19 protein-coding genes are annotated in these 24815 nt (G+C 64.5%); 15 read left to right on the top strand and 4 right to left on the bottom strand.

Annotated features, from left to right (window positions below; all coding sequences use genetic code 11):
* Positions 1–136: 136 nt before the first annotated feature.
* From glmS to OCL88_RS05250, 8 genes are all read left to right on the top strand, one after another.
* Complete coding sequence (gene glmS / locus OCL88_RS05285) at positions 137–2017, top strand: glutamine--fructose-6-phosphate transaminase (isomerizing) (RefSeq protein ID WP_062097453.1); 1881 nt, start codon at positions 137–139, stop codon at positions 2015–2017.
* A 4-nt stretch (positions 2018–2021) separates the two neighbouring features.
* Positions 2022–2369 carry a holo-ACP synthase gene (locus tag OCL88_RS05280; protein WP_011775548.1) on the top strand — a complete coding sequence of 116 codons (348 nt, stop codon included), beginning with the start codon at positions 2022–2024 and terminating at the stop codon, positions 2367–2369.
* An 18-nt stretch (positions 2370–2387) separates the two neighbouring features.
* The gene (locus tag OCL88_RS05275) at positions 2388–3959 is read left to right on the top strand and encodes an NAD(P)H-hydrate dehydratase (protein ID WP_264961844.1); all 1572 of its coding nucleotides are present in this window, start codon (positions 2388–2390) and stop codon (positions 3957–3959) included.
* Between the two features lie 69 nt (positions 3960–4028).
* Entirely contained in the window at positions 4029–6341 is a 2313-nt protein-coding gene (glgX, locus tag OCL88_RS05270) for a glycogen debranching protein GlgX (protein ID WP_264961843.1), read from the top strand.
* Positions 6338–8650: a malto-oligosyltrehalose synthase gene (gene treY / locus OCL88_RS05265; protein ID WP_264961842.1), complete on the top strand. Its 2313-nt coding sequence runs from the start codon at positions 6338–6340 to the stop codon at positions 8648–8650. The genes glgX and treY overlap by 4 nt, the downstream gene beginning before the upstream one ends.
* 96 nt (positions 8651–8746) lie before the next feature.
* Positions 8747–10513: a malto-oligosyltrehalose trehalohydrolase gene (gene treZ, locus OCL88_RS05260; RefSeq protein ID WP_264961887.1), complete on the top strand. Its 1767-nt coding sequence runs from the start codon at positions 8747–8749 to the stop codon at positions 10511–10513.
* A gap of 82 nt (positions 10514–10595) precedes the next feature.
* Positions 10596–11633 (top strand): L-glyceraldehyde 3-phosphate reductase, encoded by a 1038-nt coding sequence (mgrA, locus tag OCL88_RS05255; protein ID WP_264961841.1) that lies wholly within the window; start codon positions 10596–10598, stop codon positions 11631–11633.
* Positions 11634–11941: 308 nt separating this feature from the next.
* Complete coding sequence (locus tag OCL88_RS05250; protein ID WP_021472459.1) at positions 11942–13027, top strand: inositol-3-phosphate synthase; 1086 nt, start codon at positions 11942–11944, stop codon at positions 13025–13027.
* Between the two features lie 185 nt (positions 13028–13212).
* Here the strand turns inward: OCL88_RS05250 and OCL88_RS05245 are convergent, their stop codons facing one another.
* Entirely contained in the window at positions 13213–14901 is a 1689-nt protein-coding gene (locus tag OCL88_RS05245; protein WP_264961840.1) for a formate--tetrahydrofolate ligase, read from the bottom strand.
* A gap of 78 nt (positions 14902–14979) precedes the next feature.
* The gene (mshA, locus tag OCL88_RS05240; RefSeq protein WP_264961839.1) at positions 14980–16236 is read right to left on the bottom strand and encodes a D-inositol-3-phosphate glycosyltransferase; all 1257 of its coding nucleotides are present in this window, start codon (positions 16234–16236) and stop codon (positions 14980–14982) included.
* A gap of 92 nt (positions 16237–16328) precedes the next feature.
* Between mshA and OCL88_RS05235 the strand changes: the two genes are divergently transcribed.
* Positions 16329–16844, top strand: a complete 516-nt coding sequence (locus OCL88_RS05235) for a GNAT family N-acetyltransferase (protein WP_264961886.1) — start codon at positions 16329–16331, stop codon at positions 16842–16844.
* Here OCL88_RS05235 and OCL88_RS05230 read toward each other — a convergent pair.
* Positions 16841–18238 carry a 6-phospho-beta-glucosidase gene (locus OCL88_RS05230; RefSeq protein ID WP_264961838.1) on the bottom strand — a complete coding sequence of 466 codons (1398 nt, stop codon included), beginning with the start codon at positions 18236–18238 and terminating at the stop codon, positions 16841–16843. The genes OCL88_RS05235 and OCL88_RS05230 overlap by 4 nt on opposite strands.
* Positions 18239–18284: 46 nt before the next feature.
* Between OCL88_RS05230 and OCL88_RS05225 the strand changes: the two genes are divergently transcribed.
* The 6 genes from OCL88_RS05225 to tsaD all read left to right on the top strand — a co-directional run bounded on the left by OCL88_RS05225 (position 18285) and on the right by tsaD (position 23610).
* Positions 18285–19379: a carbohydrate kinase family protein gene (locus OCL88_RS05225; RefSeq protein WP_264961837.1), complete on the top strand. Its 1095-nt coding sequence runs from the start codon at positions 18285–18287 to the stop codon at positions 19377–19379.
* Between the two features lie 62 nt (positions 19380–19441).
* Positions 19442–20719 (top strand): alanine racemase, encoded by a 1278-nt coding sequence (gene alr, locus OCL88_RS05220; protein WP_264961836.1) that lies wholly within the window; start codon positions 19442–19444, stop codon positions 20717–20719.
* Positions 20716–21303: a tRNA (adenosine(37)-N6)-threonylcarbamoyltransferase complex ATPase subunit type 1 TsaE gene (tsaE, locus tag OCL88_RS05215; RefSeq protein ID WP_264961835.1), complete on the top strand. Its 588-nt coding sequence runs from the start codon at positions 20716–20718 to the stop codon at positions 21301–21303. The genes alr and tsaE overlap by 4 nt, the downstream gene beginning before the upstream one ends.
* Positions 21303–21974, top strand: coding sequence for a tRNA (adenosine(37)-N6)-threonylcarbamoyltransferase complex dimerization subunit type 1 TsaB (gene tsaB, locus OCL88_RS05210; RefSeq protein ID WP_264961834.1), 672 nt, complete (start codon positions 21303–21305; stop codon positions 21972–21974). Before tsaE ends, tsaB begins: the two co-directional genes overlap by 1 nt.
* Entirely contained in the window at positions 21974–22477 is a 504-nt protein-coding gene (rimI, locus tag OCL88_RS05205; RefSeq protein ID WP_021472468.1) for a ribosomal protein S18-alanine N-acetyltransferase, read from the top strand. Before tsaB ends, rimI begins: the two co-directional genes overlap by 1 nt.
* On the top strand, positions 22474–23610 hold the full coding sequence (tsaD, locus tag OCL88_RS05200; protein WP_071416252.1) for a tRNA (adenosine(37)-N6)-threonylcarbamoyltransferase complex transferase subunit TsaD: 1137 nt from the start codon (positions 22474–22476) through the stop codon (positions 23608–23610). The genes rimI and tsaD overlap by 4 nt, the downstream gene beginning before the upstream one ends.
* Before the next feature lie 42 nt (positions 23611–23652).
* On the opposite strand, the gene OCL88_RS05195 is transcribed toward tsaD, so the two are convergent.
* Positions 23653–24804: a glutamate--cysteine ligase gene (locus tag OCL88_RS05195; RefSeq protein WP_062097439.1), complete on the bottom strand. Its 1152-nt coding sequence runs from the start codon at positions 24802–24804 to the stop codon at positions 23653–23655.
* Between the last annotated feature and the right edge of the window lie 11 nt (positions 24805–24815).

Here is a 24815-nt window from a genome sequence, read left to right as displayed (position 1 = left end):
TCTGCCCTCCGCGGGGCTGATCAGGAAATGCGCGACGAGCAGCGATGGCCGGAGTCGTGATCCGCATCTCACCAGTCAAGCGGGGAGGGGGGATGTCCCACGTCAGTTGTTTGACTGAGCCGGTAGGCTTGACCTCATGTGTGGAATCGTAGGCTATGTTGGCAATTCGTCTCGTAAGGCAGCTGAGCACAGCGCCCTTGACGTCGTTGTGGAGGGGCTGCGTCGTCTTGAGTACCGCGGCTACGACTCCGCTGGCGTCGCAGTAGTGGCTGACGGGACCATCTCGTCCCGGAAAAAGTCCGGAAAGCTGAGCAACCTGGTCAGCGAACTTGAAGCAAACCCGGTCCCGGAATCCCTGACCGGCATTGGCCACACCCGTTGGGCCACCCACGGCGGACCCACCGACCGTAACGCCCACCCCCATCTCTCCGACGGTGGCCGCCTGGCGTTGATCCACAACGGCATCATCGAAAACTTCGCCGAACTCAAGCAGGAACTCCTCGCCAAGGGCGTCACCTTCGAATCCGAAACGGACACCGAAGTTGCTGCCGCCCTGCTGGGCGATATTTTCCGTTCCGCGAATGGCGACGGCGGTGACCTCACCGCTGCGATGCGCCTGGCATGCCAGCGCCTCGAAGGAGCCTTCACGCTCCTGGCCGTTCACGCCGACCAGCCCGACGTCGTCGTTGCTGCCCGCCGTAACTCCCCGCTCGTGGTGGGCCTCGGCGACGGTGAGAACTTCCTCGGTTCGGATGTCTCCGGCTTCATCGACTACACCCGCCGTGCAGTCGAACTCGGCCAGGACCAGATCGTCACCATCACCGCCGACTCCGTGGAGATCACCGACTTCTTCGGCGCTCCGGCCGAGGGCAAGGAATACCACGTTGACTGGGATCCTGCTTCCGCGGAAAAGGGCGGCTTCAACTCCTTCATGGAGAAGGAAATCCACGATCAGCCCGACGCCGTAGGCCAGACCCTGCTGGGCCGTTCGGACCTGAACGGCAAGCTGACCCTGGATGAACTCCGCATCGATCCTGAACTGCTCAAGCAGGTCAACAAGATCATCGTCCTCGCCTGCGGTACTGCTGCATACGCCGGCCTCGTGGCCAAGTACGCAATCGAGAACTGGTGCCGGATACCCACCGAGGTTGAGCTCGCCCACGAGTTCCGTTACCGCGATCCGATCGTGGACGCGAACACACTGGTGGTTTCCATCAGCCAGTCCGGTGAGACCATGGACACCCTCATGGCCGTCCGCTACGCCCGCGAACAGGGCGCCAAGACGATCTCCATCTGCAACACCAACGGATCAACCATCCCGCGTGAATCCGACGCTGTGCTGTACACGCACGCCGGCCCGGAAATCGCCGTGGCTTCCACCAAGGCGTTTCTGGCTCAGATCACCGCCGCCTACCTCCTTGGCCTCTACCTGGCGCAGTTGCGTGGCAACATCTTCAGCGGCCAGATCAAGGATGTCCTGGCGGACCTCGGCAAGATTCCTGCCAAGATCCAGCAGATCCTGGACGGCTCCGGCCCGTTGCGCGAACTTGCCCGCAGCATGAAGGACGAGAAGTCCGTGCTGTTCCTCGGCCGTCACGTCGGCTACCCGGTGGCATTGGAAGGCGCCTTGAAGCTCAAGGAAATCGCCTACATCCACGCCGAAGGCTTTGCCGCCGGTGAACTCAAGCACGGCCCGATCGCACTGATCGACGACGGCCAGCCCGTCTTCGTCGTGGTGCCCTCCCCGCGTGGCCGCGATTCCCTGCACTCCAAGGTGGTCAGCAACATCCAGGAAGTCCGTGCACGTGGTGCCCGCACCCTGGTTATTGCCGAGGAAGGCGACGAGTCGGTCAAGGACTACGCAGAGCACGTGTTCTACGTACCGGAGACCCCCACGCTGCTTATGCCGCTGCTCACCACGGTTCCGCTGCAGATCTTCGCAGCAGAGCTTGCAGGAGCGAAGGGCTACGACGTCGACCAGCCGCGTAACCTCGCCAAGAGCGTGACCGTAGAATAACCGCATGATTGTTGGCATTGGCGTAGACGTCGTAGACATCGAGCGGTTCGGACGGCAGCTGGAACGGACACCGGGACTAAGGGACCGTTTGTTCGTGCCCGCGGAGAGGGAACTCAACACGCGTTCCCTGGCTGCCCGGTTTGCCGCGAAGGAAGCGGTGGCAAAGGTCCTGGGCGCTCCTGCAGGTATGAACTGGCAGGACTGCTGGATCGGCCTTGATGAGAACGGCCCCACCGTGCAGGTGAAGGGAACGGTTCTGGCCGTTGCCGAAGCCAAGGGCGTCAAGCGCTGGCACCTGTCCATGAGCCACGACGGCGGCATCGCCACGGCCACGGTCCTGGCCGAGGGCTAGGGCAGGCACAACAGAACAATGATCAGCGCCTTCACCGGACAACAGATCAGGAACGCGGAACAACCGCTCCTGGACTCCGGTGAGGGCGCTGTTCTTATGCAGCGGGCAGCCTATGGCCTCGCGCAGGAAGTCGTCCGGGAAGTCCGGAAAAGGCGCAAGCTCACCGGTGCCAGCGTCACCGTGCTGGCCGGCAAGGGAAACAACGGTGGCGACGGCCTGTTCGCTGCCTCCATGCTGGCGCGCCGGGGATTGCGAACGACGGCGGTACTCGCCGCGGACGCGGCCCATCCGGAAGGGCTGGCTGCGTTCGAAGCTGCGGGTGGCCGGGTGCTCCACCTGGAATCCGGCGACCCCGAAGAGCTGGCCGTCGTGGCTGCCGGAAGCGACGTCGTCATCGATGCCCTGCTCGGGACAGGTGCCCGGGGTGGGCTGCGCGGTGCCGCTGCGGAGTTGGTTGCCTGCCTGCAGGAGCTCGGTCCCGCGTGCGTGGTGGCCTGTGATGTTCCCAGCGGCGTTGACGCCAACTCGGGCGAAGTGCACTGGCCGGTCCTGGAGGCCGATGTCACGGTCACATTCGGTGGTATCAAGGCCGGACTGCTGGCCGATCCCGGCGAAGGCTGTGCCGGCCGCCTGGCGCTGGTGGACATCGGCATCGAGCACTTGTTGGAAGCACCGGAACTGCGCCGGCTGGCCGCCAAGGACGCAGCGCTCTTGCTGCCCCGGCCTACCCGCCGCTCCCAGAAGTACTCCAGGGGAGTGCTGGGTGTGGTGGCCGGTTCGGAGCGATATGTGGGGGCGGCCGAATTGTGCGTGCATGCGGCCGCCGTCTCCGGCGTGGGCATGGTCCGTTACCAAGGGCCGGAGGCTGCTGCCAGGCAAGTCCTGGCCCGCACCCCGGAGTCGCTGTGGGAAAGCGATGAACCCGGCCGCGTGCAAGCGTGGCTGATCGGACCCGGCGTTGACGGGAATGAGCAGCAGGACCGGGCCCGCAGGGCGTTCCGGTCCGCCTTGGACGCCAGGCTGCCGGTGGTGGTCGACGCCGGCGCCCTGAGCCTCCTTCCGGAGCGTTGTCCTGCGAACTGGATCCTGACCCCGCATGCCGGTGAGCTCGCTACCCTGCTTGGCTCTTTGCATGCCGCCGGGGAGGTGGCTGTGACCCGTGAGGACGTCGAGTCCAGGCCGCTCCATTTTGTCCGCCTGGCTGCCCAACAAACGGGGGCCACAGTGCTCCTGAAGGGTGCCTCCACACTGGTGGCGTCGCCGTCGGGCGTTGTTTTCAGCCAGTCCGAGGGGACGCCTTGGATGGCCACCGCGGGCAGCGGGGACGTTCTGGCGGGGGTGCTGGGATCGTTGATGGCCCAGTCCGCTGAGGCACTGACGGACGACGACGGCGCTTACGCAGCCTTGGGGCTGGCAGTGGAGGACCGCTGGGCTGCTGTGGCGGCAGTTGCGGCTACCGTTCATGGCCGTGCCGGCACCTCAGCCTCGCGGGTTTTTGGCGGGGGGCCCCTTACTGCCTCGGCGATCATGGCGGCTGTACCCCACGTTCTGGGTTCGCTCAGCGCGGAATGCGACTCGAGAAAACGGTAAGGTTACTGTCTTGTCGTAGGTCATGAGTAGGCTTGCAGCAGTTGTTCGCATCATCCAAGAGGAGAACGCATGGAAGTCTGGCCTGGATCGGCTTATCCGCTCGGCGCCACGTTTGACGGCACGGGCACCAATTTTGCTTTGTTCAGCGAAAGGGCTGAGCGGGTGGAACTATGCCTCTTCGATGACGACGGCGCGGAAGAGCGCGTCGAAGTCACGGAAGTGGACGGCTATGTGTGGCACTGCTACCTTCCGCAGGCACAGCCAGGGCAGAAGTACGGCTATCGGGTGCACGGTCCTTATGATCCCGACGCAGGGTTGCGGTTCAACCCGAACAAGCTCCTGCTGGACCCCTACGCCAAGGCAGTCCACCGGCAGATTGACTGGGACCCGGCGTTGTTCTCCTACAACCTTGGAGACCCCGATTCCCGCAATGACGACGATTCCGCGCCCCACATGATGCTGGGCGTGGTCATTAACCCGTTCTTCGACTGGGACGGAGACAAGCTTCCGCGCATCCCGTACCACAAGTCGGTCATCTACGAAGCCCACGTCAAGGGCCTCACCCAGCTGCATCCGGAGGTACCCGAGGAGCAGCGCGGTACCTATGCCGGCGTCGCCCACCCGGCAGTCATTTCCCACCTGCAGAAGCTCGGGATCACGGCCATCGAGCTGATGCCGGTGCACCAGTTCGTGAATGACGGCATCCTCCAGGACAAGGGCCTGAACAACTACTGGGGCTACAACACCATTGGCTTCTTCGCCCCGCACAACAGCTACAGCTCCAAGGGCGATACCGGCCAGCAGGTCCAGGACTTCAAAGCGATGGTCCGTGCCCTGCACACCGCAGGCATTGAGGTCATCCTCGACGTCGTGTACAACCACACGGCCGAAGGCAACCACCTGGGTCCCACGCTGTCCTTCAAGGGCATCGACAACTCGGCCTACTACCGCCTGGTGGAGGACGACCAGAAGTACTACATGGACTACACCGGCACAGGCAACTCCCTGAATGTCCGGCACCCGCACTCGCTCCAGTTGCTCATGGACTCCCTGCGCTACTGGGTCACGGAGATGCACGTCGACGGTTTCCGTTTTGACCTCGCCTCCACGCTTGCCCGCGAGTTCTATGACGTGGACAAGCTCTCCACGTTCTTCGAACTCATTCAGCAGGACCCGGTAGTGTCCCAGGTCAAGCTCATCGCGGAGCCGTGGGACGTTGGACCGGGTGGTTACCAGGTGGGCAACTTCCCGCCGCAGTGGACGGAATGGAACGGCAAGTACCGGGACACCGTCCGCGACTTCTGGCGGGGCGAGCCGTCCACCCTGGGTGAATTTGCCTCGCGCCTCACAGGCTCGGCCGACCTGTACGAGCACTCCGGCCGCCGGCCCTATGCCTCCATCAACTTTGTCACCGCCCATGACGGCTTCACCTTGATGGACCTCGTTTCCTACAACGAGAAGCACAATGACGCCAATGGTGAGGACAACAACGACGGCGAATCCCACAACCGCTCCTGGAACTGCGGCGTCGAAGGACCAACGGATGATCCCACGGTGCTCGGCTTGCGTGCCCGCCAGCAACGGAACTTCATTGCTTCACTGTTCCTGTCCCAGGGTGTCCCCATGCTCCTGCACGGCGACGAACTTGGCCGCACCCAGCAGGGCAACAACAACGGTTATTGCCAGGACTCCGAGCTCACGTGGATCAACTGGGAAAACGTCGACCAGCCGCTGATCGAGTTCACCGCTGCAGTCAGCGCCCTCCGCGCCAAGCACCCGAGCCTCCGGCGGAGCCGCTTCTTTGACGGACGCCCTGCGGTCCGTGGCGAGGGCGAACGCCTTCCGGACATCGTGTGGCTGGACAACGACGGCGGGACCATGACTCCCGAGGACTGGGACGCCGCCTTGGGCCGGTCCGTGGGAGTCTTCCTGAACGGGGACGGCATCCGCGGCCAGGACAACCAGGGCCGGCGGATCACCGACGTCAACTTCCTGCTGTACTTCAACGCGGACGTGGATGAGGTGGGCTTCAGGATCCCGTCCGAAGAGTACGCCCCCGCCTGGGACGTCATGATCGACACCGGCGGCGAAGGCGCAGAGGCCGACGTCGTCAAGCCGGAGCAGATCCTCATGGTCGCCGGAAAGTCGCTCGTGGTCCTCCGCGCCCACACCGCGCCCGAGGTCGAGCCGGACCACTCCGTGGCTGCTTCGCTGGCGGCACTGACCCAGACCAGCACGCCTGAGACCGCTTCGATCACAGCGCCGGCGGTGTCGTCGTTGGCTCTGGATTACAAGGATGAGGGCGCCGGCAGCGAGGCTACAGACGCCGAAGCTACCGAAGCTCCGGAGGCGGAAGAGGACGCAGAAGGGGATAAGGCATGAGGACGCCGGTCTCCACGTACAGGCTCCAGATCCGCCCAAGCTTCACGCTTCAGGACGCGGCCAAGCTGACCGGCTACCTGCACAACGTTGGTATCGACTGGGTGTACGTCTCGCCGATCCTCACAGCGGAGGAGGGCTCGGACCACGGTTATGACGTGACCGATCCCTCCACCGTGGATCCCTCACGTGGGGGACCGGAGGGGCTGGCTGCCTTGTCCAAGGCGGCCCGTGAGCAGGGGCTCGGTGTCCTGGCGGACATCGTGCCCAACCACATGGGTGTCGCAACACCGGGACAGAACCCTTGGTGGTGGGACCTGCTCAAGGAAGGCCGCAAGTCCAAGTACGCCGAGGCTTTCGACGTCGACTGGGACTTCGGCGGCGGCAAGATCCGTATCCCGGTGCTGGGCAGCGATGACGATGTTGACCAGCTCAAACTGGCCGATGGTGAACTCCATTATTACGACCACCGCTTCCCGCTCGCCGAGGGCAGCTTCAATGACGGCGACACCCCGCAGGAAGTCCATTCCCGCCAGCACTATGAACTGGTGGGCTGGCGTCGTGCAGATGCCGAACTGAACTACCGTCGCTTCTTCGCCGTCAACTCCCTGGCCGGCGTTCGAGTGGAGATCCCCTGGGTCTTTGATGAGTCCCACGAGGAAATTGTGCGGTGGTTCCGCGAGGGCCTGGTGGACGGTCTGCGGATCGACCACCCCGACGGCTTGGCGGATCCCGAGGGTTACCTGGTCCGGCTTCGCGAAGCTACCGGTGGGGCCTACTTGCTGATCGAGAAGATCCTGGAACCGGGGGAGAAGCTCCCGGGGACGTTCCAATGCGAGGGAACTACGGGCTACGACGCCTTGGCGGACGTGGACCGTCTGTTCGTGGATCCGGCTGCGGAGGAGTACTTGAACTCCCTGGATGCCCGCCTGCGCGACGAAGCCGAACCCGCGGATTACCACGTGATGATCCACGGCACCAAGAGGCGTATCGCGGACGGCATCCTGCGTTCGGAGATCCTTCGCTTGTCCCGGTTGGTTCCCGAATCCAGCGCCTTGCCCCGCTTGGACGTCGCTGACGCCCTGGCCGAGATCATTTGCTGGTTCCCCATCTACCGCTCCTACCTTCCGTACGGGCGGGAAGTCCTTGAGGAAGCCATCGCCAACGCGGCCTCGCACCGCCCCGAGTTGAGGTCGGTCCTTGAGGGACTCCAGCCCCTTCTGCTGGATACCTCGGGAGAACTGGCGCGCCGCTTCCAGCAGACCTCCGGCATGGTGATGGCCAAGGGCGTGGAGGACACTGCGTTCTTCCGCTACACCCGTCTGGGCACCCTGACGGAGGTCGGAGCGGACCCGACGGAGTTTGCTATTGCTCCCGAGGAGTTCCACGAACGCATGGCCCGGCGGCAAGCCGAGCTTCCGTTGTCCATGACCACCCTCAGCACCCACGACACCAAGCGCAGCGAGGATGCAAGGGCCCGGATTACGGTCATCGCGGAATCGGTCCCGGAGTGGGAGCTGTTCCTGGGCACCGTGCAGGAACTGGCTCCCATTCCGGACGGCCCCCTCGCCGCGCTCATCTGGCAGGCCATCGCCGGGGCATGGCCCGCGGACCGCGGAAGGCTGCAGTCCTACGCGCTGAAAGCCGCCCGGGAGGCCGGCAACTCCACCAACTGGACCGATCCGGACCAGGAGTTTGAGCGGCACTTGGCTGCCGCCGTCGACGCCGTCTTTGACGTCCCGGAAGTGGAAGCTGCGCTGGAGAACTTCGTCGCCGAGCTGGAACCGTACGGTACTTCGAACTCGTTGTCGGCCAAGATTGTCCAGCTGACGATGCCGGGTGTGCCGGACGTTTACCAGGGCACGGAATTCCGGGACGGATCACTCACCGACCCGGACAACCGGCGCCCGGTGGATTTCGAGGCCCGGATCAGTGCGCTCGCCGAGCTCGACGCAGGCGCCAACCCTGAATACACGGAGGAAGCCGCGAAGCTGTTGGTGGTCTCCCGGGCGCTGAGGCTGCGCCGGGACCGTCCGGAACTGTTCGGCGGTTACCGTCCGGTGCCTGTCCAAGGTTCGGCTGCTGCCCACGCAGTGGCGTTCGACCGTGGCGACGCGAAGTCCGGCGCCCTCACGGTTGCCACGCGCTTGCCCAAGCGCCTGGCCCGCGATGGTGGTTGGCGGGACACGTCCATCGACCTGCCTGCCAGCTACAAGGATGAGCTCACCGGCTCTACCTACCAGGCCGGCTCCGTTGAGTTGGGCACACTGCTGGACCAGTACCCCGTGGCGCTGCTGGTACCGGTCGACTGAGTCTGCAAACCTCCGCTGTCCACGCGTGGGCGCTGCTCACGCGTGGACAGCGTGTTTGAACTGAACTAAGTGTTTGAACGAATGACAGGGGGCATGATGCTGGAACACGCAGCCGGGAAAGACCTTTTTGATGTTTGGGCGCCGAACGCGGATTCGGTGAAGCTGCTCGCGGACGGCCGCGAGTACGCCATGGAGCAAAACCACGACGGCGGTGCGCGCGGTTGGTGGCGTGCCCCCGAGGGTGTCCCCACGCCTGACAACACCGCCTACGGTTACCTGGTGGACGGCGAGGGCCCTTTTCCGGACCCGCGCTCCAGGAGGCAGCCGGACGGCGTCCATGGGCTGTCGGCGACCTTTGATGCCTCCGCCCACCAGTGGAAGGACCAGGACTGGAAAGGGCGGAAACTCCAGGGGGCTGTGATCTACGAACTGCACCTTGGGACATTCACGCCCGAAGGGACGCTGGAAGCTGCTGCCGGAAAGTTGGACTACCTGGTGGACCTGGGTGTCGACTTCATCGAGCTGTTGCCCGTCAACGCGTTCAACGGTGTCCATAACTGGGGCTACGACGGCGTCCTCTGGTACGCCGTCCAGGAGGCATACGGTGGACCTGCCGCTTACCAGCAGTTCGTAGACGCAGCACATCAGGCCGGGCTCGGAGTCATCCAGGACGTGGTCTACAACCACCTCGGCCCCAGCGGCAACTACCTGCCCAAGTTCGGGCCGTACCTGAAGTCCGGTGAGGGGAACACCTGGGGTGACTCAGTCAACCTCGACGGTCCCGGCTCGGACGACGTCCGCCGGTACATCCTGGAGAACGCCGCCATGTGGCTGCGTGACTACCACGTGGATGGACTGAGGCTGGATGCCGTTCACGCCCTCAAGGATGAACGGGCTGTGCACATCCTTGAAGAGTTCGGGGCGTTGGGTGACCAGGTCGAATCCGAAACAGGGGTTCCCCGGACCATGATCGCCGAATCGGACCTCAACAACCCGCGCCTCATCTATGCGCGCAACGTCAACGGGTACGGCTTGGAAGGCCAGTGGAGCGACGACTTTCACCACGCCCTCCACGTCAACCTCAGCGGGGAAACCACCGGCTACTATTCGGACTTCGATTCCCTCGCCGTCCTAGCGAAGGTACTGGAACACGGATTCCTGCACGACGGCAGCTACTCCAGCTTCCGGGAACGCCACCATGGGCGGCCCATCCGGCAGGACCTGGCCCACCCATCAGCCCTGGTGGTCTGCTTGCAGAACCACGACCAAATCGGGAACCGCGCCACAGGGGACCGGCTCACATCGTCCCTCTCCGACGGGAAGCTGGCGATCGGGGCGGTGGTCACCATGACCTCGCCCTTCACCCCAATGCTTTTCATGGGCGAAGAGTTTGCCGCATCCACGCCATGGCAGTTCTTCACATCCCACCCCGAACCGGATCTCGGCAAGGCGACGGCCGAAGGAAGGATCAAGGAATTCGAACGGATGGGTTGGGACCCGGACGTGGTACCCGATCCCCAGGACCCGGAAACCTTCCAGCGTTCCAAGCTGAAATGGGAGGAAGCCGGCCAGGGCAACCATGCGCGGCTCCTGCAGCTCTACCGGGATTTGGCACGGCTGCGCCATGAAACTCCGGAGCTGACGGACGGAGGCTTCGCCGAGACCACCGTGGAATACGACGATGACGAGCACTGGCTGCAGTTCTCCCGCGGCAAGGTACGCGTCGTCTGCAACTTCGGCAGCGAAGCTCTGGAGACTGCGCTCGAAGGTACCCTGCTCCTGGCAACCGAACCCGAAGCGGTCATCGCCGACGGTTCGCTGACCCTGCCGGGTGAGAGCGCCGCCGTCGTACGCGTCAACTAAGCCGAATGGCCCAGTCAGGTGGCGGCGCCCACATTCCGGACGGCGCCGTCACTGTCCGGCCTCCGGTGGCAGGATGGTACGTATGACTTATTCGGCTGCGGAGAACCGTTACGAAACCATGCCCTACCGCCGCGTTGGACGGAGCGGATTGAAGCTTCCGGCCATCTCGCTGGGCTTGTGGCACAACTTCGGTGACGACAAACGTTTTGACGAGCAGCGCGCCATCCTGCGCCGCGCCTTCGATCTGGGCGTTAACCACTTCGACCTCGCCAACAACTACGGACCGCCCGACGGTTCCGCGGAGACCAACTTCGGCCGGCACCTCAAAGAGGACTTCAAACCGTACCGGGACGAACTGGTCATCTCCACCAAGGCCGGTTACTACATGTGGCCCGGACCCTACGGTGAATGGGGCTCCCGCAAGTACCTCATCTCAAGCCTCGACCAGTCCCTGCAGCGCATGGGGCTGGACTACGTGGACATTTTCTACAGCCACCGCCCGGACCCGGAGACACCACTCGAAGAAACCATGGGCGCCTTGGATTACGCGGTCCGCTCCGGCAAGGCGCTGTACGCGGGTATCTCCTCCTACACTCCGGAGCAGACGCTTGAGGCGGCCCGCATCCTGAAGGACCTTGGCACACCCCTGCTGATTCACCAGCCCAGCTATTCCATGCTGAACCGCTGGACCGAAGACGGCGCGCCCAACCTCTACGAAGCACTGGATCAAGTGGGCGCGGGGTCCATCGCCTTCTCGCCCTTGGCGCAAGGAATGCTGACCAACCGCTACCTCAACGGAGTGCCTGCAGACTCCCGCGCGGCGAAGGAACGCTTCCTTTCCGAGTCGTCGCTGACCGAGGAACGGCTGGACAGGGTGCGGGGCCTGAACGCCATCGCCGAAGGCCGCGGTCAGACGCTTGCCCAGATGGCGATCGCCTGGATCCTCCGCGACCAGCCGAAGGGTTCACCCGTGACCTCCGCACTCGTCGGTGCATCCAGCGTTGCGCAACTCGAGGACACCCTGAGCGCCATCAACAACCTGGGGTTCAGCGACGACGAACTCACCGCAATCGATGAGTTCGCCGTCGAATCGGACATCAACCGCTGGGCCCAAAAGTAACCTGCCGCCCGCTTTGCTCTCTCACATCCCGTCGTGTTTGGGTCGTTGCTCTCTCACATCCCGTCGTGTTTGGGGTGTTGCTCTGCCAGATCCCGTCGTGTTTGGGGTGTTGCTCTGCCAGATCCCGTCGTGTTTGGCGGACGACGTTCGTCGCTGACATATTGCGAGGGGGGCTGCCGGGAACAAAAAGGGCTCCTCGGGTGTTGGTTACAATGCAAAGTGGGCGCCGAGCGGCGCCGTGCCTGTAAGCCGCCCTCCGGGCTCAGTCGGATGGTGCTTGGCACCTGAGGTTTCCCCAAAGGAGTTCCGTGTCTTCACATCCGATTCGTGTTGCCATTGTCGGCGTAGGTAACTGCGCCGCATCGCTGGTCCAGGGTGTCCAGTACTACCGCGACGCCGACCCCAAAGCAACGATTCCGGGTCTGATGCACGTTGAGTTCGGTCCGTACCACGTCAACGATGTCCAGTTCGTCGCCGCTTTCGACGTCGACAGCAAGAAGGTCGGGCTGGACCTCGCCGATGCCATCGGTGCGAGCGAAAACAACACCATCAAGATCGCCGATGTCCCGGCTACGGGCGTCAAGGTCCAGCGCGGCCACACGCTCGACGGCCTTGGCCGCTACTACCGCGAAACCATCGTGGAGGCACCCGAAGAAGCTGTCGACGTCGTCGCTGCCCTTCGCGAAGCCAAAGCGGATGTCATGGTCTGCTACCTGCCCGTCGGTTCGGACCAGGCTGCCAAGTTCTACGCCCAGTGCGCCATCGACGCCGGTGTTGCCTTCGTGAACGCCCTGCCCGTCTTCATTGCCGGTACCAAGGAGTGGGCTGACAAGTTCACCGAGGCCGGTATTCCGATTGTTGGCGACGACATCAAGAGCCAGATCGGTGCCACTATCACGCACCGCGTCATGGCCAAGCTGTTCGAAGACCGTGGCGTTACCCTGGACCGCACGTACCAGCTGAACGTCGGCGGCAACATGGACTTCAAGAACATGCTCGAGCGTGACCGCCTTGAATCCAAGAAGATCTCCAAGACGCAGGCCGTCACCTCGAACGTTGAAGCTGAGCTGCATGCGGACGACGTCCACATCGGCCCGTCGGACTACGTCGCGTGGCTTGATGACCGCAAATGGGCTTTTGTCCGCCTTGAGGGCCGCAACTTCGGTGACGCGCCCGTTTCCCTTGAATACAAGCTCGAGGTGTGGGATTCCCCGAACTCCGCAGGCGTCATCATCGACGCCATTCGTGCCGCCAAGATCGGTTTGGACCGCGGCATCGGCGGCCCGCTGCTCTCCGCGTCGAGCTACTTCATGAAGTCCCCGCCGGAGCAGTTCAACGACGACGTCGCACGCGAGAAGGTCGAAGCCTTCATCCGCGGCGACATCGAACGCTAAACAGCAAAACCCCGGTTCTTCTGACGCCCCCGCACTGTGTGCGGGGGCGTCATTTGTTTCCGCGTGTTCGCGTGGGATGTGGAAGAGGAACGCGGGAAAGGGCCCGGGATGTGGAAGAGGAACGTGGGAAAGGGCCCGGGATGTGGAAGAGGAACGCGCGGAACGGGGTGGGATGTGGAAAAGGATCAGAAAAGGCCTGTGGGGTTGCCGTCCTCGTCCACGTTCATCCGCATCGCCGCCGGTTCCTTGGGCAGGCCGGGCATGGTCATGACGGCGCCTGTCAGCGCCACGATGAAGCCCGCTCCGGTCTTGGGAATGAGCTCCCGCACATGCACCCGGAATCCCTTCGGCGCTCCGAGCTGGGACGCGTCGTCCGTAAACGAGTACTGGGTCTTGGCCATGCAGACGGGCAGGCCGCCCCAGCCGTTCTTCTCGATCTCCGCCAGCCGCCGCAGCGCCGGGACCGAGAATTCGACGCCGTCCGCACCGTAAATTTCCTGCACAATGGTCCGGATCTTGTCCTCGACCGGCATTTCGAGCGGGTACAGGTGGTGAAAGTTCGACGGCGCGTCCACCGCGGCTGCCACCTTCGCCGCCAGTTCGTCCCCGCCGTCGCCTCCGCCGCCCCGGCCCCACACATCGGCGGCGGCGGCCTGCACACCTTCCGCGGCGCACCAGGCCAGGAGCCAGTCAAGTTCCTCGGGAGTATCGGTACCGAACTTATTGATGGCTACCACGGGCGAAATCCCAAACTTGGCCACGTTTCCGACGTGCCGTTTCAGGTTGCCGACGCCGGCGGCCACCGCCTCCACGTTCGGCACGCCCAACTCGTCCTTGGGGACACCGCCCTGCATCTTCAGGGCGCGGATGGTGGCCACAATCACGACGGCGGACGGGGCCACGTCCGCGATTCGGGACTTGATATCCATGTACTTCTCCGCACCAAGGTCCGCACCGAATCCAGCTTCCGTCACCACGACGTCGGCCAGTTGCTGGGCGGTACGGGTGGCAATGAGTGAGTTACAGCCGTGCGCGATATTGGCGAAGGGACCGCCGTGGACCAGGGCCGGCGTGCCCGCGATTGTTTGGACGAGGTTCGGCTTGATGGCGTCCTTGAGGAGCAGGGTCAGGGCACCTTCAACGCCGAGGTCGGCCACGGTGACGGGCTTGCGCTCATAGGTGTAGCCGAACGTGATCCTGCCCAGCCGGGTACGGAGGTCGTCGAGGTCCGAGGAGAGGCAGAAGACGGCCATGATCTCGGACGCGACGGTGATGTCGAAACCATCCTGCCGGGGTACGCCTTGGGCGGGGCCGCCGAGGCCGATGACGATTTCCCGCAGTGAGCGGTCGTTCATGTCCAGGACGCGCTTGAACGTCATCCGCCGGGGGTCGATGCCCAGTTGGTTGCCCTGGTAGATGTGGTTGTCCACGAGCGCCATGAGGGCGTTGTTGGCCGAGGTGATGGCATGGAAGTCTCCGGTGAAATGGAGGTTGATGTCGTCCATGGGGAGGACCTGGGAGTAGCCACCGCCGGTGGCGCCGCCCTTCATCCCCAGGATGGGTCCAAGGGACGGTTCCCGGAGCGCAATCATCACCTTGTGCCCGGCACGTGCCAGGGAATCGGCCAGTCCCACGGTGGTGGTGGATTTCCCCTCCCCGGCCGGCGTGGGGGACATGGCGGAAACCAGGACGACTTTGCCCGCGGGCTTGCCGCCCGGCAGGCGCAGGTGGGCCGGATTTATTTTGGCTTTGTACGGGCCGTAAAGCTCCAGGGCGTCAGCGTTGATCCCGGCACGTTCGGCAATTTCCGTAATGGGCCTGATGCCGGCACGGCGGGCAATCTCAAGATCCGACAAGACTTTGTTTTCAGACATCGTTGTCCTTCGACTGGGTGCTTACGCTGTGCCCGACAATCTATCAGCACACCCACGCGGACCCTCGGAAGCAGCCACTCAGGCCAGGCTCCCGGTAGCCGGAACCAGCAGCCCGGCCACTGACTCCCGGTAGCTTTCCAATGTGATCGCCGCCGTCCGCTGCCAGCCAAAGGACTCGGCATATGTCGCCGCGGCCCGGCCCATGTCTTCACGGGTCCGGACGTCGTCGTAGAGGTCCTCCAAGGCATCTGCCCAGTCGGAAGGGTCATGGCCGTCCACCAGGATCCCCGTGCGGCCATCCGACACAGCCCGGGTCAGCCCGCCGACGTTGGTGGCAATGACCGGAGTGCCGCACGCCTGTGCTTCCAAGGCCACCAGGCCGAAGGACTCGCTGAAGGAAGGCATCACCACGACGTCAGCGGACCGGAACCAGCCTGCGAGCTCGGGCGCCACTACGGGCGGCCTGTGGGTGACCACATCGCTGAGCCCGGCTTCTTCGATGATCTTGGTCAGGTCGAAGTCCTTGGCCCCGCTCAACGATCCGAGGATGGTCAGTTCAAGGTTGATGTCCGGGCGGCGCTGGCGAAGGAGGCCGGCGGCCTTCACGAACACCTGGGGTCCCTTCAGCCGCTGGATCCGCCCGGCGAAGACAAGGTGGAAGGTGTCCGGGCCGACGTCGTGTTCCCTGCGGGCCTTGCGCCGGAAGGAGGGCGTGAAAACCCGCAGATCCACTCCGGGTGGTGCCACGTCGATGCGGTCGATGTCAGCGCCGTAGTGTGCCACCAGCTCCTGCGCCTCAGCCGGGGTGTTGGCAATCAGCCGGGTGGCGCCGTCGACGATCCTCTGCTCGCCCTCCTCCCGGCGGCGGGGTTCGCGGCGCTCGCCGGACTCAAGGACGAGGTTTTTGACTTTGGCCATGGTGTGCATGGTGTGGACCAGGGGCAGCCGCCAGCGTTCGGACAACTCAAGGCCCGCAACCCCGGAAACCCAATAGTGCGAATGGATGACGTCGTAACGGCCGTGGGGTTGCTGGTTACGGATGCGGTCGATCTCATCCACCATCTGGTGCAACAGGGCGGGAAGCTCTTCCTTGGGCAGTTTGCGGCGCGGACCGGCCATCACGTTGTGGACGCAGACTCCCGGCCCGGGATGTTCGACGGCGGGCTGCCCGGCAGTGGTGGCACGGGTGAAGATCTCCACCTCAACGCCCACCTCGGCCAGCGCCATGGCCAGCGCCCGCACATAGACGTTCATGCCGCCGGCATCACCTGCGCCCGGCTGTTCCATGGGGGAGGTGTGCAGCGACAGGAATGCGACGCGGCGGATCATTGGCACCGCTCACCTCCTGCCCTGATGTATCGAGGGAATTCCCTGCAGAAAACACTACTCCTGCGGCGGTCCTGCCGGAGGCACGCCAAACTGCTAGCCTGTCCGCTGTGAGCCACGACGATTCTTTTGAAATCCGCCCCGCAACCCCTGATGACTGGCCCGGCATTTGGTCGGTCATGGAACCGGTCATCCGTGAGGGCGAAACGTTCACGTGGGACCGGGACACCGATGAAGAAGCAGCCAAATCCAAGTGGATGAAGGCCGCCCCGGGCCAGACGTTCGTGGCGGTCCGGGAAGACGGCACGGTCCTGGGGACCGGTGAATTCCATCCCAACCAGGCCGGCGGCGGCAGCCATGTGGCTAACGCGGGGTACATGGTGGGCGCCAAGCATTCCGGCCAAGGGGTGGCACGCGCCCTGTGCTCGTACTCCCTTAAGGAAGCGAAGGCCGCCGGTTTCCGCTCCATGCAATTCAACGCGGTGGTGGAAAGCAACGTCAGGGCTGTGTGGCTCTGGCAGTCCATGGGTTTCCGCATCCTGGCCACCGTCCCCGATGCCTTCGAGCACCCGGAGATCGGCTACGTCGGCCTGCACGTGATGTACCAGGAGCTTTAGCGTCCCCGCCAGAGCCCTGCGAGTTCAGGGAAGCCCTCCTCATACCCGTCAAGGAGGCGGCGGCCCAGCTCAGTGGAACCCACCAAAGGGTGCGCGGCGAACGCCTGCACCGCGGCTTCCCGGTCACCCTCCACCACGGCGGTGATCGTGAGCCTTTCCACTTCCTTGATGTGGCGCATTAAGGTGAGGAACGGGCCGCCGGGGCGGTCCTGCGGAAGCGGCAGGGCGCCGTCGGAGGTCACCTCGCAGGGAACCTCGACGACGGCGTCCGCCGGCAAACCGGGCACCGCCACCTCGACCGGGGAAGCCCCCGGGACGGCTGCCACGGGCGAGTTGGGAACGTTGAGGATCAACTGCGTCGTCACGGAAGCTGCAGAATCGGAGAAGAGCGCCCGCATGACGGACAGCGCAACGCGTTCGTAGCCGCCCCCCGCCAGATCCTGCTCGTCCCTTTGCTCGCCCTTGGACCGCGACTCCGCAAGATAGCCTTCCTCACGGGAACGGCGGGCTTCTTCCCATAACGCGTAGGCGTTGGCAGGGCCTGCCAGCGCGGTGTAGAGGGCCTTCTGCTGGTCATGGATCGATGCTCCGCGGGTGCTCGTTTGGCGGCGGATCCCGTCGATGGCCTGCTGGGTGTCGTAATAGTAATAGAGATATTCGTTCGGAAGGCAGCCGAGCAGTTCCAGGGTGTGCTGCCCGAAGAGCCGGCCTTCCTCAATTGACGCCAACGCTGCGGGGTCGGCAAGGAGGCCGGGGAGCAGGTCCCGTCCTTCCGGTGCCAGGCGGTAAAGCCAACCCAGGTGGTTGAGCCCGTAGTAGCCCACGCCGTCGAGCCTTCCGTCCGGCAACGCATGGCCCGCGGCCGCCGCCGCGCGCTTGACCAAGCCACCGGCGGAATCGCAGATTCCGATCACTTTCCGTCCGAGCACCGGCACCAACGCCTCGGTCACCATCCCGGCAGGATTGGTGAAGTTGATCAACCACGCGTCCGGGCTGTTCAGGCGCATGGCGCGGGCAAGTTCGATCATCCGCGGAATGGTCCGGAGGGCGTAGGAAATCCCGCCTGCGCCCGTGGTCTCCTGCCCCAGGAGGCCGAGGTCCAGCGGGACGCGTTCATCGATGATCCGGCCGGCCGTACCGCCTGGGCGGATGGCCGCGAAAACCACGTCGGTGCCCGTCAATGCAGCGCCAAGGTCTGTGGAAGTCACGACGGCGGGCGGCGCGCCGTCCGCAACCGGCATGTCCCGGAGGACGGCTTCAACAGCCGCCAGGCGGGACGGATCGACGTCGTAGAGCACCAACTCGTCCACCACATCCGCGAAAGGACCGGAGCACAAGGCGCGGTAGATGAGGGGAACCCGGAATCCGCCGCCGCCGGCGATCATGAGCCGCATGATTCGAGTCTATGCAGCCCGGAGGGTGCAGCGTAGTGTGCCGTGCATGGATGCAATGCCACAGCGTCGCTTCGATCCCCTTGCCGCTGTAAGGCCCGACGGCGACCACCAGTGCGATCTACTTCTTACCGGGACTGTTTTCCAGGACATCATTTTCACCGGCCTTCCGCATTCCCCGGAACCGGGCACTGAAGTGTGGAGCGAAGGGATGGGCAGTTGTCCCGGGGGAGTGGCCAACCAGGCGATTGCCGCTGCCAGGCTGGGTTTGCGGACCAGCCTCGCGGCCACTTTCGGTGATGACGGCTACGGGGATTACAACTGGCAGATCCTCGAATCCCAGGAACACGTGGACCTTTCGCTCTCACGCAGGATCCCGGGCTGGCACTCTCCGGTGACGGTGTCCATGTGTGTCAACCAGGACCGGTCCATGGTCACCCACGGCCATCCCGCCCCCGTCAATGCCTCGGAGATGATCGGCAAACCGCCCAAGGCGCTCGCCGCCGTCGCGGATCTCGGCGAGGAGCTGGAGCCGTGGATGCTCACAGCGAAGGAAAGCGGCACCAAACTTTTCGGGGTCGCCGGCTGGGACCCCAGCGGTGAATGGTCCCACCGCAGGCTGGAGCAACTGGAACACTTCCACGCGTTCCTCCCCAACGCGCCCGAGGCCATGGCCTTCACCGGCAAAGCCGATCCCTGGGCTGCCCTGTATTCCCTGGCCGACCGTGTTCCCGTGGCCGTGGTGACGCTCGGGGCGCAAGGGGCCATGGCGGTGGACTCCGAAACGGGCGAGGAAGAATGGGTGCCTTCCCTGCCGGTGCCGGCGTCGGACCCCACCGGAGCAGGAGATTGCTTCGATGCGGCCTTCATCGTAGGAAGCCTTGCCGGGTGGAAGCTCGGGGACCGCTTGCGGTTCGCCAACCTGTGCGCCTCGCTGGCAGTGCAGCAGGTGGGCGGCTCGCTCGCGGCGCCCGGATGGGGTGACATCGCCGACTGGTGGCAGCGCGCCAACGCACGGAAGGAACGCCAAACGAGCCAATGGCTCAGGCGGTTCGCCTTCCTGGAACCGATCGTCAAGGACATCCCCGCCGAAGCGCAGCGCCGGGCCAGGGCGACCATTGCGCACCTGTCCGACGCGCAGTAGCGGCGGGCCGCCAACCTTCCCGCAGTTAACGGCAGTTCACTGGCGCCACTAGAATCTCTAGGGTGACTTACGAAGCAGCTGCAGACATCGGAATCGGGTCGAAACCATCAATCGCCAAAACAGCGGTGCTTGAGCGCTCCGCCGTGATCGACCTCGAAGCCGTGCGGCACAACGTTCGTCAGTTCGCCGGAATCGCTTCCCCGGCCAACGTCATGGCCGTCGTGAAGGCCGATGCTTACGGGCACGGCGCGGTGCAGGTTGCCCGCGCAGCACTGGAAGCAGGAGCCAGCTGGCTTGGGGTTGCCCATATTTCCGAGGCGTTGGCCCTGCGGGCAGCCGGCCTCGATGCCCCCATGCTGGCTTGGCTGCACACGCGGGAAAGCAACTTCCAAGCGGCAGTGGCCGCCGGCGTCGACGTCGGGGTCTCCGGTTGGGAGCTGGACGCGGTGGTCGCGGCGGCCCGTGAGCAGGAACGTCCCGCCAGGGTCCACCTGAAGATCGATACCGGCCTTGGCCGCAACGGCTGCCCCATAGCCGACTGGGACCAGTTGGTGGGCCAGGCCATGGAGTACCAGGACGAAGGGCTCCTGCGCGTCGTGGGCATCTTCTCGCATCTGGCCGTAGCCGATGAACCGCAGCGGCCGGAGACGGACCAGCAACTGGCTGTCTTCCGGGAAGCAATCGCCATTGCGGAGGACGCCGGCGTGGATACGGAAGTCCGCCACATCGCCAATACTCCGGCCACCCTGTCACGTCCCGATTCACACTTCGACCTGGTCCGCGTCGGGCTGGGTATTTACGGACTCTCACCGTTCCAAGGTGCCACTTCCGCCGAACTGGGCCTCCGCCCGGCCATGACGGTCCGCACCCTTGTTTCCAACTGCAAGACGGTCCCTGAGGGCCAAGGCGTGTCCTATGGACTGAACTATCACACCGCCGGCCAGACCACGCTGGGCCTGATCCCCCTGGGGTACGCGGACGGTGTTCCGCGGGTGGCCACCGGCGGGCCGATCCGCGTCAACGGCGTCACGTACCCGGTGGTGGGCAGGATCGCCATGGACCAGATGGTGATCGACTTCGGGCCGCTGACGCCTGAGGAAGCAGTCGACCTCAAGGGCGCTGAGGCGGTCATGTTCGGTGAAGGCACCGACGACGGTCCCACCGCGGACGATTGGGGCCGCGCCGCAGGCACCATCAACTACGAGATCGTCACCCGCATCAGCCCCCGTGTTCCGCGCACCTACGTCAATGAGTCCGCTGCCGGGCCAGCGGTCGGGGCTGAATCAGCTGCCGGCTCGGTCCGGCCCAGCGAGGCGGCCGCGAAGGCAGCCTCGCTGTGAACCAACCGCAATGGGAACGCCGCTTCAACGTCACGACGGCGGAGCAGACACACGCGCTCGCCGCAGCTCTGGGCGGGGTACTGGAAGCAGGAGATCTCCTGGTCCTCACCGGTGAACTGGGTGCGGGCAAGACAACGTTCACCCAGGGCCTCGGCCAGGGCCTGGGTGTCCGGGCGGGCATCATCTCGCCCACTTTCGTCCTGGTACGCATCCATCCCAATCTTCCGGACGGACCCCGGCCCGGCGGTCCGGACCTGGTGCACGTGGATGCCTACCGCCTTGAGTCGGCGGCCGAAATCGATGACATTGACCTCGAAAACACCATGGATACGTCCGTGACGGTGGTGGAATGGGGCCGCGACCGGGTGGAGCATCTTGCCGAAAGCCGTCTGGACGTGGAACTGCACCGGGCCGTCGGCGGCGAATCCACGCCGGAAAGTGACACTCCCCGGCAGGACGACGTCCTTGACTTCGATACCGAGGAGGACGACGAGCCACGGACGATCGTTTTCCGCGGCTACGGTCCCCGCTGGGCGGAAGCACCGGACGTCCTGGTAACCGCGCTGACAGGGGAAAACAACTGATGCTGATCCTGGCCATAGACACTTCCGCCGTTGCCAGTGCCGCGCTCATTTCCGATGAAGCCTTGGAAACCGTGGTGGATTCCTTCGTCACCGAGGACACCCGTAGCCATGCGGAAGTCCTGGCGCCCAGGATCGGGCAGCTCCTGGCACGCGCCGGCATCACGGGTGCGGACATCGATGCCATCGTCACCGGCGTCGGCCCCGGTCCCTTCACGGGCTTGCGCTCCGGCATCGCCACGGCCCGGACACTGTCTTTCGTCTGGAACAAGCCGCTGTACGGGCAGATGAGCCTGGACGCCATCGCCTTGGAGGTGGCCGGATCCACGTCCGCCGTTCCGGAATTCCTGGTGGCCACGGATGCCCGGCGCAAAGAGGTTTATTGGGCGCGCTACACCTTGGCTGATGGCCAACTTCCCCACCTGGTGGATGGTCCCCATGTGGGCTTCGCGGCCCAACTGCCGGATCTTCCCGTGTTCGGCGCCGGAGCCGGCTTGTACTCTGAGGTCCTGGACGCCAATGAAGACTTCGCTGCGACGCAGCCGGACGCCGCTTCCTTGGGACAGTTCGCCTTGGCGAAGCTCGCCGCGGGGGAGACCCTGCTGGATTCGACACCCCTTTACCTGCGCGAGTCCGATGCCCAGGTGCCTGGACCCCGGAAGCGGGCCTTGTGATGAAGCTGTCTCCCAACCTCGAACGTGCCGGCATCTCCCTCCGGGACATGACAGACGCAGACGTGCCCGCAGTGGAGGCCTTGGAACGCAGGCTGTTTCCAATCGACGCCTGGCCGCTGCAGATGTTCTTCGATGAGCTGTCCCAGCCCGAAACACGCCGTTATGTGGTGGCAGAGTCCGCGGGTGAAATTATCGCCTACGCGGGTTTGATGTGCATTGAGCCCATCGCGGACATCCAGACGATCGCCGTCGTGCCTGAATGCGAAGGCAAGGGCATCGGCTCAGCGATCCTCACCGAACTCATCGACGAAGCGCGGCGCCGCAAGGCCGCTGATGTCTTGCTGGAGGTCCGTGCAGACAACCCGCGGGCGCAACAGCTGTACCGCCGCTTCGGCTTCGAACAGATCCATATCCGCCCGCGCTACTACCGGGATGGCACCGATGCCTTGATCATGCGGCTGCCACTGAATGTTGCCGGGTCCACAGAAGGAGCAGAGGCGTGAGCGCCGTACTTCCCAACGCCGCATTCCCCAAGGAACCACTGGTCCTGGGCATCGAGTCCTCCTGCGACGAGACCGGCGTCGGCATTGTGCGGGGGACGACGCTGCTGACCAATACGGTCTCCTCGTCCATGGACGAACATGTCCGCTTCGGCGGAGTCATTCCGGAAATCGCCTCACGGGCGCACCTGGACGCCTTCGTCCCGACGCTGCAGGAATCGCTGCAGGAAGCGGGAGTGACACTGGAGGACATCGACGCGATTGCCGTCACGTCCGGGCCCGGCCTGGCCGGAGCCCTCATGGTGGGCGTCTGCGCGGCCAAGGCGCTCGCAGTAGCCACCGGCAAGCCGCTTTACGCGATCAACCACTTGGTGGCGCATGTGGGCGTCGGCCTTCTGGATGCACAGCACGACGCCGGTGCTGCCGCCGGCCTGGGTGCCGCCGGGCAACTGCCGGAGAACCTGGGTGCCCTCCTGGTCTCCGGAGGACACACGGAGATCCTCCGGATCCGGAGCATCACCGATGACGTTGAACTCCTGGGTTCCACGATCGATGACGCCGCAGGGGAGGCTTACGACAAGGTTGCCCGCATTCTGGGCCTGGGCTATCCGGGTGGTCCGGCCATCGACAAGCTGGCACGCCAGGGGAACCCGAAAGCCATCCGCTTCCCGCGCGGCCTGACCCAGCCCAAGTACATGGGCACCGCCGAGGAAAAAGGTCCGCACCGCTATGACTGGTCCTTCAGCGGCCTCAAAACGGCTGTGGCGCGCTGCGTGGAGCAATTCGAAGCCCGCGGTGAAGAGGTTCCCGTGGCGGACATCGCGGCGGCTTTCCAAGAGGCTGTTGTGGACGTTATTACGTCCAAAGCCGTTCTGGCCTGCAAGGAGCATGGCATCACCGACCTCTTGCTGGGAGGCGGCGTCGCCGCCAACTCCCGGCTCCGCGAACTGACCGGACAGCGGTGTGCTTCGGCCGGGATCAAGCTGCACGTCCCGCCGCTGAACCTGTGCACGGACAACGGTGCCATGGTTGCTGCCCTCGGAGCTCAGCTCATCATGGGAGGGATAGCCCCCAGCGGGGTGGCGTTTGCGCCGGATTCCTCCATGCCCGTCACCACGGTGTCGGTCCCGGCCTGACCCCGACCTAACCGGTGCGGCCCCGACCTAGCCGGTGCGGGATCAGGCGTCGGGGCCTTTGCGCATCTGCTGGACGAGGTCCATCACCACGGCCTGCAGATCGCCATTGTGTTCGGCGGCCACACGGCGCTGGCGCTGGTAGCTGGCACCCCGCTCGATGATTTTGGCGACGTCGGCGAGTTCCTCCGAGCAGCCCAGCTCGGCGGCAATGGGCTCAAGCCGTGCCAGGGTTTCGGTGAGGTGCTCGGTGACGAGTTTCTCGTTGCCTTCGGCGTCCAGGATGATGATGGCTTCCATGCCATACCGGGCTGCACGCCACTTGTTCTCCTGCACGTGCCACGGCGGCATGGTGGGAATAGTGCCCCCTGCGTCCAGGATTCCGGAAAATTCGTGGACCAGGCACTGCGTCAGGGCGGCGATGGCGCCGACTTCCTCCAGCGTTGCCAGGCCATCGCAAATGCGCATCTCGATAGTTCCGAGCGCCGCCACAGGCCTGATGTCCCAGCGGATTTCCGAAATGGCATCGATGACACCAGTGGTAAACATGTCCTGCACATAGGACTCGTAGGCCTCCCAGGATTGGAACTGGAAGGGCAGCCCTGCGGTAGGCAACTGCTGGAACATCAGGGCCCGCTGGGACGCGTACCCTGTTTCTTCGCCGGACCAGTAGGGGCTGGAGGCCGAGAGGGCCTGGAAGTGCGGGAAGTAGTTGACCAGTCCATCAAGGATCGGAAGGACCTTGTCCCGGCGGTCGATGCCGACGTGGACGTGGACGCCGTAGATCACCATCTGGCGTCCCCACCACTGGGTACGCTCGATCAACTTGGCGTAGCGCTCCTTGTCCGTCACCGGTTGGAGGAGGGGAGGGCTGAAGGGGTGGCTTCCGGCGCAGAAAACCTCAACGCCCATGGAATCCGTGACCTCGCGGACCGCTGCCAGCGAACGGCTGAGGTCTTCTTTGGCTTCTTTGACCGTGTTGCATACGCCTGTGACCAGTTCGACTGTATTGAGGAGCAGCTCCCGCTTGATATGGGGGTGCTCGTCGTCCTCGTTGAGGTCCGGATGATTGGCGGCGACGCCCCTGAGGACGTCGTTCGCGACCGAAACGAGTTCTCCTGTGCGTGCGCTGACGAGCCCCAGCTCCCATTCCACACCCAGCGTCGATTGCCTGGATGGCGCAAACTCTATGTGCACGTAGTCCCCTC

The sequence above is a fragment of the Paenarthrobacter sp. PAE-2 genome (genome assembly GCF_026013155.1).
GTDB lineage: Bacteria > Actinomycetota > Actinomycetes > Actinomycetales > Micrococcaceae > Arthrobacter > Arthrobacter ureafaciens.
Note: the sequence above shows the minus strand (reverse complement) of the source record. Positions and strands in the feature narration are given on the sequence as shown.